At 70.5% G+C, this 8,146-nt stretch carries 9 protein-coding genes; 2 read left to right on the forward strand and 7 right to left on the reverse strand.

What is annotated here, in order from left to right; translation table 11 throughout:
• Positions 1–1,326 (forward strand): M48 family metalloprotease (locus FV228_RS14760; protein WP_147855312.1); only part of this gene is annotated, 1,326 nt, incomplete at its 5' end.
• A gap of 167 nt (positions 1,327–1,493) precedes the next feature.
• The gene (locus tag FV228_RS14765; protein ID WP_147855313.1) at positions 1,494–2,174 is read left to right on the forward strand and encodes a glutathione S-transferase family protein; all 681 of its coding nucleotides are present in this window, start codon (positions 1,494–1,496) and stop codon (positions 2,172–2,174) included.
• Between the two features lie 11 nt (positions 2,175–2,185).
• Here the strand turns inward: FV228_RS14765 and FV228_RS33130 are convergent, their stop codons facing one another.
• From FV228_RS33130 to FV228_RS14795, 7 genes are all read right to left on the reverse strand, one after another.
• Entirely contained in the window at positions 2,186–2,341 is a 156-nt protein-coding gene (locus FV228_RS33130; RefSeq protein WP_187193465.1) for a hypothetical protein, read from the reverse strand.
• Between the two features lie 85 nt (positions 2,342–2,426).
• Complete coding sequence (locus FV228_RS14770) at positions 2,427–2,864, reverse strand: EamA family transporter (protein WP_147855314.1); 438 nt, start codon at positions 2,862–2,864, stop codon at positions 2,427–2,429.
• A 23-nt stretch (positions 2,865–2,887) separates the two neighbouring features.
• Entirely contained in the window at positions 2,888–3,433 is a 546-nt protein-coding gene (locus tag FV228_RS14775) for a GNAT family N-acetyltransferase (RefSeq protein ID WP_147855315.1), read from the reverse strand.
• Positions 3,421–3,696 (reverse strand): DUF1778 domain-containing protein, encoded by a 276-nt coding sequence (locus FV228_RS14780; RefSeq protein ID WP_238262952.1) that lies wholly within the window; start codon positions 3,694–3,696, stop codon positions 3,421–3,423. The genes FV228_RS14775 and FV228_RS14780 overlap by 13 nt, the downstream gene beginning before the upstream one ends.
• A 251-nt stretch (positions 3,697–3,947) precedes the next feature.
• Positions 3,948–6,200: a xanthine dehydrogenase family protein molybdopterin-binding subunit gene (locus FV228_RS14785; protein WP_147855317.1), complete on the reverse strand. Its 2,253-nt coding sequence runs from the start codon at positions 6,198–6,200 to the stop codon at positions 3,948–3,950.
• Positions 6,201–6,208: 8 nt separating this feature from the next.
• Positions 6,209–7,216 (reverse strand): xanthine dehydrogenase family protein subunit M, encoded by a 1,008-nt coding sequence (locus FV228_RS14790; protein WP_147855318.1) that lies wholly within the window; start codon positions 7,214–7,216, stop codon positions 6,209–6,211.
• Complete coding sequence (locus tag FV228_RS14795) at positions 7,213–7,737, reverse strand: (2Fe-2S)-binding protein (RefSeq protein ID WP_147855319.1); 525 nt, start codon at positions 7,735–7,737, stop codon at positions 7,213–7,215. The genes FV228_RS14790 and FV228_RS14795 overlap by 4 nt, the downstream gene beginning before the upstream one ends.
• Between the last annotated feature and the right edge of the window lie 409 nt (positions 7,738–8,146).

Consider the following 8,146-nt stretch of genomic DNA (forward strand, 5'->3'; position numbering starts at 1 on the left):
GCCCCGCGCACCACCGGGCGCGAGCGCGCCGCCGACGCGGACCACCTCAAGCTCGTGGCCTCGTTCGGGGGCGAGGTGCGGGCCCCCAACGTGATGCGGATGCTCACCGAGGTCACGGACCGTCTCGTGAAGGCGAGCGAGCGGCCGGACCAGACCTACGCGGTGACGCTGCTCGATTCGCCCGTGGTCAACGCCTTCGCGCTGCCGAACGGGCGGCTCTACGTCACCCGCGGGCTGGTGGCGCTGGCGAGCGACACCTCCGAGGCGGCGGCCGTGCTGGCCCACGAGATGGCGCACGTGACCCTCAACCACGCGACCGCCCGGAGCGAGCTGGAACTGCGCTCGGCCCTGGTCAGCCGGGTGGTGGCCGACGTCCTGAACGATCCCGATACCGGCGCGCAGCTGCAGCACCAGTCCCGCTTCGCGCTCGCCCGCTTCTCCCGCGAGCAGGAACTGGAGGCGGACGCCACCGGGGTGCGCACGCTGGCCAAGGCCGGCTACGATCCGTTCGCGGCCGGCCGCTTCCTCACCGCGCTCAGCCGCTCCACCGCCCTGAAGGCCGGCACCGGCCCCGGGGGCGAGCCCGACATGCTGGCGACCCACCCGGGCACCGCCGAGCGCATCACCCAGGTCACCCGGGCGGCGCGCCGGATCGGGGCCCCGGGGATCGGAGCCGACGACCGCGCCGCCTACCTCGCCGCCCTGGACGGGCTGCCGTACGGCGACAACCCGCGCGACGGCGCGGTGCGCGGCCACCGCTTCGTCCATCCGGGGCTCGGCATCGCGTTCGACGTGCCGGCGGGGTTCGTCCTGGAGAACACCCGCTCGGCGGTGCTCGGCACCACCCCGGACGGCAACCGGCGCCTGCTGTTCGACCAGATCGAGGCGAAGGACGGCCAGGCCCTCGACGCGGCCCTCAAGGGCAGCTGGAACGACGCCCTCGATCCGGCCGGATTCGAGACCCGCGAGGTCGGCGGCCACCCGGCGGCCCTGGCGCTGTCGCGGGGCAAGGACTGGACCTTCCGGCTGGCGGCGATCCGGATCGGCGACACGACCGTCCGGATGATCATGGCCGCCAAGGGCGCCACCGACCCGGACCCCGCCTTCCGTCCCTGGATCGCCAGCCTCGCGGCGGTCCCCCCCGAGGAGGCGGTGCTGCGCCCCCTGCGGCTGCAGGTGGTCCAGGCCGGCTCGACCAGCGCGGAGGAGCTGGCCCGCCGCATGGCGGTGCCGGACCGGGCGCTCGACCGGTTCCTGGTCCTCAACGGCCTGGAGCGCGCCGCCGCCCTGGTACCCGGCCGCAGCTACAAGATCGTGGTGGAATAGCCGCCCCGCATCGCCGCGGCTTGCGCCGGCCGCGCTCCGGGACGACCGTCGCGCGTCCGTCGCGCCGGATCGGGTATCCCGGAGGGGCGAGCGACGGTTTTGGTTGGCATCGCCGTGTTCCGAGGACCGCCGACGGCCGTTCGGGACGCCGTGTCAAGGAGAGCGCCGTGATTCGATTCTTCTACAATCTCAGCCCCAACCCCATGAAGGTCGCCCTCTGCCTGGAGGAGCTGGGCCTGCCCTACGAGCCGGTCCCGGTGGATACGCGCAAGGGCGAGCAGTTCGAGCCCGCCTACACGGCGCTCAACCCGAACGGGAAGGTGCCCACCATCGTCGACGGCGACGTGACGGTGTTCGATTCGAACGCGATCCTGCTCTACCTCGCGGGCAAGACCGGCCGGTTCCTGCCCGAGGGCGAGGCGGCCCGGGGCGAGATGCTGTCCTGGCTGATGTTCGTGGCCACCGGCATCGGGCCGTTCTCCGGCCAGTGCGTCCACTTCCGCCACTTCGCCCCCGATGGCGGCCCCTACGCCACCGAGCGCTACGCCTTCGAGGCGCGCCGCCACTGGGAGATCCTGAACCAGCGGCTCGCGGACCGCCCCTACGTGCTGGGCGAGACCTACACGATCGTCGACATGGCGGTGTGGGGCTGGGCCCGGATGGTGCCGTTCGTGCTGGGCGAGGACGCCTTCGCGGGCCTGCCCCACGTCAAGCGCCACCTCGACGCGATCGGCGCTCGCCCGGCCGCCGCGGCCGCGCAGGCGCTGAAGGACAAGCACGCCTTCAAGGCCGAGATGGACGACACGGCGCGCGGCTTCATGTTCCGCGCGACCCGGAGTGCCGCGTAACGGCGCCCGGATCAGGGGCCCGCGAGGGTCACGGAGACCATCGGCAGGGTGACGGCGAAGCCGTCGCCCGGCATCGGCGTGGTGCCGAGCGTCAGGCAGGCGGCGAGACCGAGACAGAGGGCGAGACCGAGCAGCGAGGTCTCGAAGCCGCGATAGACCGATTCCATGGGAGGTCTCCTTCGCAAGAGACCGCCAGGATGCGCCCGACGGGTAAACGGATCGGTGCGCTGGCGCTCATCGACCGCGTGACGATCACCAGCCCGAGGCGACCAGGGCAGCCCCGGCGGCGATCAGCCCGACCCCGGCCCAGGCCGCGAGGCTCAGGGTCTCGCCCAGCAGGCTGGCGCCCAGGATCGCGACCAGCACGACGCTGAGCTTGTCCAGCGGCGCGACCCGGGCGGCATCGCCCAGCGACAGCGCCCGGAAGTAGCACAGCCACGACGCCCCGGTGGCGAGCCCCGACAGGACCAGGAAGACCAGGCTGCGGCCGGAGATCTGCACGAGCCCCCCGGTCTGGCCGGAGCCGACCACGATCGCGCCCGCGAAGGCGACGATCACCAGGGTGCGCACGAAGGTCGCGACATCCGACTGCACGCCCGCGACCCCGACCTTGGCGAGGATCGCGGTCATCGCCGCGAAGCCGGCGGCGGCGAGCGCCCAGAAGCGCCAGGATTGCAGGAGGTGGTTCATGGGGTCCTCGCGCGCAGGCGGGCCTAGAGATCCTCGGGGTCTCCGAAGGACGCGACCACGGTCTCGATCGGAAGGAACAGGGTGCGGCTGTCCTCGGGATAGGCGACGAACTCCGCGCAGCGCAGATAGAAGCGCTTGGCCGCCTCGTCCTTGGCGTGAACCATCACTGCGCCGATCCCGATGCTGCGCGAGGCCAGCGCGATCCGCCGCAGCGCGTCGGCCAGCAGATCGGTGCCGAGCCCCCGACCGGCATGATCACGGCTGACGGCAAGCCGGCCGATCACCGAGACCGGAACCACATCCGGCGCGTTTCGGCGAAGCCTGCCCGGAGCGGCCACGCGTTCCACGGAGCCCGCAGCGATGCCGACATAGGCCACGACCTGTTTGCCCCGACAGACGACGTAGGTGCGGGAGAACCGGCTCTCGTTCTTCAAGGCCCGATGGCGCAGCCAGTCGTTCAACGCGGGCTCGCCGCAATCGAAGCCCGACACGTCGTGCCCTGCCGTCAGAGGCTCGGGCGCCGACAGGATCGGCTCGGCACCCTTCGGCGTGCCCGTCACCTCCGCCAGGCCGGAACGCGCCGCATCAGCGCCGTCAGCTTCGGACCCGGCGGCGGTGGCTGGTCGAGCGCGTGCAAGAAGGCGTCGTGGCCCTCGGGTTCGAGCGCGTACAGCCGCTGGTCCAGCAGAACGTCGACTGCCTGTCGCCGGGCGCTCTCGACCATGAACTCCGTGCGCGTCTTGCCCAGGATCGCCGCCGCATCATCGATGAGTTGGCGGGTCCCGGCCTCGATCCGCAGATTGATGCTGCCCTTGGTCTCACTCGGAGCCATCGGCAGAGCATCGGAGGGTTCGGCGATGGTCGCGCGGACTTTCGACATACGCGAAAGGTGCGAGCGCGTACCTACGTTGTCAATACGACGTAAACGTCGGGCACCGCGGACGGTCGCGTCGATGACGCTCTGAATGCCAAGACGTACTGCAAAGCTGCAGGCATAAAAAAGGCCGGCCGCGCAGCGTATGCGGCCGGCCTCCTGGTTAAAAAAGCAGCCGATGTTTCACGGGAAACATCGGCTGTCCCCGGTCACAGCAGCTTGTCGATTGTGATTGGAAGGTCGCGCACGCGCTTGCCGGTCGCGTGGAACACCGCGTTGGTGATGGCCGCCGCGGTGCCGACGATGCCGATCTCGCCGAGCCCCTTCACGCCGAGCGGGTTGGCCTTGTCCTCCTCGTCCACGAAAATCACGTCGATGTCCTGGATGTCGGCGTGGACCGGCACGTGATACTCGCCGAGGTTGTGGTTCATGAACCGGCCGAAGCGGTGGTCGAGCATCGACTCCTCTTCGAGGGCCGAACCGATCCCCATCACCACGCCGCCCAGGATCTGGCTGCGCGCGGTCTTCGGGTTCAGGATCTTGCCGGCCGCGATCGCCGAGACCACCCGGGTGAGCCGGACCTGGCCCAGCTCCTCGTCGACTTTCACCTCCACGAAGATCGCCCCGTGGGTGTAGGCCTGGTAGGTGTCGTTGAAGTCCTTGTCGGGACCCGCCTGCTCGACCGCCTCGAGCTTGTCGACGCCGGCAGCCCGCATCACCTCGACCATCGAGACGCTGCGGCCGGGATCGCCCGCCACCGCGATGCGGCCGTCCGAGAACACGGCCCGGTCGACGTCGACATTGGCGAGCGGTGAGTTCTCCAGCCCGCGGGCCAGCTTGAACACCTGCTCGCCGACGTTACGGCAGGCCTTCATCACGGCGGTGCCGGAGGAGGCCGCCGTCCAGGAGCCGCCGGCGACCGGCGCCTCGGGCAGGCGCGTGTCGCCGAGCTTGGTGGTGACCGATTCCATGGGCAGGCCCAAGGTGTCGGCGGCGATCTGGGTCAGGATCGTGTAGGTGCCGGTGCCGATGTCGCCGGTGGAGTTGCCCACCGTCAGCCGGCCGTCGGCGGTGAGCGTCGCGATGGCGCTCGACTGCATCATCATCGATTCCCAGACGCCCGTGGCGACGCCCCAGCCGACCAGCTCGCGGCCCTCGCGCATGGAGCGGGGTTCGGGGCTGCGCTTCGACCAGCCGAAGCGCTCCGCGCCCTGCGTGAAGCAGGCCTTCAGCTCCTTGGAGCCGAACGGCTTGCCCTCGGCGGTGGCGTCCGACTCCGCGTAGTTCTTCAGCCGCAGCGCGATCGGGTCCATCCCGGTCGCGTAGGCGAGCTCGTCCATGGCGGTCTCGATGGCGAAGACGCCGGTGACGGCGCCCGGCGCGCGCATGTCGCCCGGGGTGGCGGTGTCGAGCTTGGCGATCCGGTAGGTCAGGGCGACGTTATCGCAGCGGTAGAGCACGCCCGACCAGTTGACGACGACCTCCTGGTAATCCTCGTAGTGGGAGGTCCCCTGCACGGCATCGTGCCGGAGCGCCGTCAGGGTCCCGTCCGCCTCGGCACCGAGGGAGACGGTCTGCAGCGCCTCGCCCCGATAGGTGAAGGACCACATCTGGTCGCGGGTCAGGGTCACCCGGACCGAGCGCTTCAACTCCTGGGCGGCCAGCATCGCCAGGAACGCCTGGTATTGCGGGCGCAGGCCGGAGCCGAAGCCACCGCCGAGATAGGGGTTGAGCACCCGGACCTGATCGGGCTTCAGGCCGAACACGTTGGCGAGATACTGGTGGCTGTTCGAGACGCCCTGGATCTTGTCGTAGACCGTGTAGGTCCCGTCCTCCTCGACCACCACCGTGGTGGCGTGCGGCTCCATCGGGTTGTGGTGCTCGTTGGCCAGCGTATAGGCGCCCTGCACGCGGATCGGCGCGCTGCCGAAGGCCTGGTCGGCGTCGCCCCACGGCTCCGGCGGCGGCTTGATGCCCTCGCGCTTGTAGGGCGGATCGTAGGCGTCGCCGCGCGCGGCCTTGATGTCGGTGACGGGTTCCTGGGCCTCGTAGCGGACCCGGACCAGCGAGGCCGCGTAGCGGGCGGTCTCGAAATCCTCGGCCACCACCAGGGCGACCGGCTGGCCGCTGAACACGATCAGGTCGTCGTAGAGGGCGCGGAACGGCGAGCCGGGGGGCGCCACCGCGTCCTGGAAGTTCTTGTCCCGCCACGCGGTGCGCGGCCGGTTCTCGTGGGTGATCACCGTGAGGACGCCCGGCACCGCCTCGGCTTCGGCGGAGTCGATCGCCGCGATCCGCCCCTTGGCGATGGCGCTCGACACGACGGTGCCGTAGGCGAGGTCCGGGGCGGCGAACTCGCTGGCGTATTTTGCGAGGCCGGTGACCTTGGCGGGTCCGTCGATGCGGCTGCGCGGGCTGCCGACGAAGGTATCGTGGCCGGTCGTGCTGAAGGTCTGGGTCATCGGGGTGCCTACTGGATGCGCTTGTCGCTGAGCGACTGGGGCGTGCCGGCAGCGGCCTGTTCGAGGCCGCGCACGATGGCGCGCCGGGCGAGTTCGATCTTGAAGCCGTTGGCCGATTGCGGCTTGGCCTCGGACACGATGAGGTCGGCCGCCTGCTGGAAGCTCTCCCGGGTGGCGGGCTTGCCCTCGAGCAGCGCCTCGGCCTCGCGGTTGCGCCAGGGCTTGTGGGCGACGCCGCCGAGCGCCAGCCGGGCGGTCTTGATCGTGTCGCCGTCGAGTTCGACGCCCGCCGCCACCGAGACCAACGCGAAGGCGTAGGACAGGCGGTCGCGCAGCTTCAGGTAGGTGTAGTGCTGCGGGAACTTGCTCGCGGGCAGATCGACCGAGACGACGATCTCGCCGGGGGCGAGGTTGGTGTCGATCTCGGGGCTATCGCCGGGCAGCCGGTGGAAATCCGCGAACGGGATCGTGCGCTCGCCCTGCGGCCCGCTCACCCGGACCGTGGCCTCCAGTGCCGCCAGGGCAACGCACATGTCGGACGGGTGGGTGGCGATGCAGGACTCACTGGCCCCGAAGATCGCGTGGATACGGTTGACGCCGCCGATCGCCGGGCAGCCGGAGCCGGGCTCGCGCTTGTTGCAGGGCGTGGCGGTGTCGTAGAAATAGTAGCAGCGGGTCCGCTGCAGCAGGTTGCCGCCCGTGGAGGCGGCGTTGCGCAGCTGCGCCGAGGCGCCGGCCAGGATGGCATTGCGCAGCAGCGGATATTGCGCCGTGACCCGGTCGTCGTAGGCGACCTTGGCGTTGGTCGCGAGCGCCCCGAGCCGCAGGCCGTTTTCGTGGGCCTCGATGGCGTCCAGCGGCAGGCGGGTGATGTCGATCAGCCGGCCCGGCTTCTCGACATCGTACTTCATCAGGTCGATCAGGTTGGTGCCGCCCGCGATGAACCGCGCGCCCGCCCCGTAGGCCTGGACCGCCTCCGCCACCGTGCCGGCGCGGACGTAATCGAAGCGGTTCATCGAGCGGCTCCCTGCATCACGTCCTCGATGGCATCGACGATGTTGGTGTAGGCGCCGCAGCGGCAGATGTTGCCGCTCATCGCTTCGCGGATCTCCTCACGGCTGTGGGCGTGGCCCTCGTTCATCATCCCGACCGAGGAGCAGAGCTGGCCGGGGGTGCAGTAGCCGCACTGGAAGGCGTCGTGCTCGATGAACGCCTCCTGGATCGGGTGCAGCGCGTTGCTGCCGCCGCGGTCGCCGAGCCCGGCGAGACCCTCGACGGTGGTGATCTCGGCGCCGTCCTTCATCACCGCCAGCGTCAGGCAGGCGTTCACCCGGGTGCCGTTGACCAGCACCGTGCAGGCGCCGCACTGCCCGTGGTCGCAGCCCTTCTTGGTGCCCGTGAGATCGAGTTTTTCGCGCAGCAGGTCGAGAAGGGTGGTCCAGGGCGTGACCGTGAGCTCGCGCCGCTGCCCGTTGATCGTGAGGGTGATGGCGAGGCCGGTATCGGCCCGCACCGGCGGACTGTGTTCGAGAAGCATGCTGTCGTCCACGATCTGGGCCGGCCGCGGGGCCGGGCGGGAAACGGATCGGTCAGGGGCGGCAACGGGCGGCGGCGCGCAGGTGCCGCCAGGATGCCGCGTCGCCGGTCCTGTCGATAACCGTTCCAATCTGCTCCCGTTCCGCGGACGAACGGTCTCAGGATCGGATCGGATGGCCGGGTTTCCAGTTCGTGGCGATGGGGAGCCGCTGCGCGGCAGGTCTTGTGCTGGGTCCCAAATCGCCGCCCACTGACGTTCCAGGCGTCCGGCAAGGGGGCGGCGTGTTCCAGCATGCACCACAGCCCCTTTCCCAGGCGGATGGAGCGCAGCGGAACCTGATCCGGAATCCGGCACGGGACCAGCCGCGCGGCGGCTCACAATCCCGCCGCCCCGCCGCCCGACATTGCCC

Origin of the sequence: Methylobacterium sp. WL18 (genome assembly GCF_008040015.1) — a bacterium.
GTDB classification, from domain to species: Bacteria; Pseudomonadota; Alphaproteobacteria; order Rhizobiales; family Beijerinckiaceae; genus Methylobacterium; species Methylobacterium mesophilicum.